This window comes from Enterobacter cloacae complex sp. P12RS (assembly GCF_014895875.1).
GTDB classification, from domain to species: domain Bacteria; phylum Pseudomonadota; class Gammaproteobacteria; order Enterobacterales; family Enterobacteriaceae; genus Enterobacter; species Enterobacter bugandensis.
The window spans coordinates 1-1724 of sequence record NZ_JADBQO010000110.1 but is presented as its reverse complement, the minus strand read 5'-3'; the positions used below and the strand labels follow the sequence as shown (position 1 = coordinate 1724).

The 1724-nt window shown below is 35.6% G+C and carries 3 protein-coding genes; all 3 read right to left on the bottom strand.

Annotated features, from left to right (window positions below; genetic code table 11):
- Nucleotides 1-216 precede the first annotated feature (216 nt).
- Nucleotides 217-699, bottom strand: a complete 483-nt coding sequence (locus IM284_RS23165; RefSeq protein WP_047368733.1) for an SMI1/KNR4 family protein — start codon at nucleotides 697-699, stop codon at nucleotides 217-219.
- 89 nt (nucleotides 700-788) lie between these two features.
- A complete protein-coding gene (locus IM284_RS23160; RefSeq protein ID WP_052954329.1) occupies nucleotides 789-1226 on the bottom strand; it encodes a hypothetical protein in 438 nt (145 codons plus the stop codon).
- Between the two features lie 102 nt (nucleotides 1227-1328).
- The coding region (locus IM284_RS23155; protein WP_193055977.1) for a hypothetical protein at nucleotides 1329-1724 on the bottom strand (396 nt) is incomplete at its 5' end.

Below are 1724 nucleotides of genomic sequence, written 5' to 3'. Positions count from 1 at the left end.
ATTAATTTTATTTAACCTGTCTATTGCTAGCTGGGATATTTTTATGTTTTAACCTGATTAATTCATCCTGGGATCCACGGTATGTTCATAGCACCAAGCGCCATGCTGTTTTATAATAAAACTCTATGATCTGCGTTACAGAGTCTTATTAAAATTAAGAATATAAAACCAACAGCAATAGAATTAAATAAATTGATTAAATTTTTTAAGTGTACTTTAAGAAAGATTCTCTTCTGCTACTAATTGGTTAACAAAGTTAGCAAATGAATTTGTCAGATATCTTTGAAGTTTTGTGTGATTCTCTTGCATAGTCAAATCCTCATCAAAAGAATCTGAAGCATAATATACAATTGAGTAATTATCTAAATCCAGGCAGAAAAAATTCCCTCCCCAATCATTTGCGAAAGGAAGCAGGTTTTGAGGAATCACTTCTCTATCCACCATGCTGATATAGCAACTGTCAATAAAAGATCCAGGATCATCATTTGTCTGACCATTATAAACAAATGACTTAAACGCAGCAACCTCTATAGGCTCAAAATCTTCATCACCGTCCCACCAACTTTTCTCTGGAGTGCCACCATTAAATTGCAGATAATGTGAAACGAAATCATCCGGAAGAGTAATAGATAATTTCTCTTCCGTTTTAGCAATATCTGTACGTCCTATCTTTTTTTCACAGTTAATGATATTATTCATAAGTATGTAGCTTAATGACGATTCTTCGTAAGAAATTACGTGGAAAACGCTTATTCTAGCTGTCTAAGTAACGTAATACAGCGAGGCCTTCACGTTATTTTGCATAAATAAAATTCAAGATATTTTTTAGGCCTATGCTTAAACGCACGCTCTTTGCCGTAGTTATAAGCATCGTTAAAATATTTATACGCTTCATCAAATTGATTCAACTCGTAACAGACCATCCCGAGGTCGATTAAGGGCGCAGTGTCTATATCCGATCCACGAGTGCGTAACGTCACCTCTCCCCATTTCTTCGCCTCCGCATAATCCGTGAGGTCAAAATAAGCGCTGTACACACACGCAGCGATCCAGTTAGCAAGTTCCGATTCGAACTTTGGGTCAGGAAGAGCTTGCCAGGCTTTTCGGTACTGCTCTAAAGCTTCGGCGTATTTTTGGTTGTCGTGAAACTCTATTCCTTTTTCAACAAGAGATGTAACTCTTTTTTCATCGAATTTATAGCATACATTTTTCATATGTTTATTCATTATCATTCTAAAAGAGACCTCCTTGCCTATATAAAAGGGATATCAGCGATAAATGCCTTCATAAGCAATGAGGTCTCTAAAAGAGTGAGTTTTGATTGTTAACTAACCAAAAAAGAAATATTTAAAACCTTCTGCCTCAACATCCTCAAGCTTGCTTTTTAGCATTAAATCGATGTCTTCCAGAAAGTCCTTTCTGAAATTAAAATCATCATCTGTAGCATCACCATCATATTTACTTTGTTCTATCTCAATTGCAGAACAAAAAGCATCCAAAAAGTCAGCTAAGGAATTGGAAATAATGAAATTTCTTTTTTGGATACTACCATAAACTGGAGAGGTCATATTTTTGGTTTCACAAAAAAGAACATCTCCATTTCTTTCTGCAAAGATTACATAATCATCGTGCCAAGCCGTATCATTTTGAACTCGCCAGCCTGATAACATTTCATTTAGCTCTTGGGGCTCAACAATCTGTATAAAGAAGGCACCATCAAATGT

Excerpts from the sequence above, each read along its gene's own strand:
- IM284_RS23165 (WP_047368733.1), bottom strand. The coding sequence starts at position 699 with ATGAATAATATCATTAACTGTGAAAAAAAGATAGGACGTACAGATATT.
- IM284_RS23160 (WP_052954329.1), bottom strand. The coding sequence starts at position 1,226 with ATGAATAAACATATGAAAAATGTATGCTATAAATTCGATGAAAAAAGA.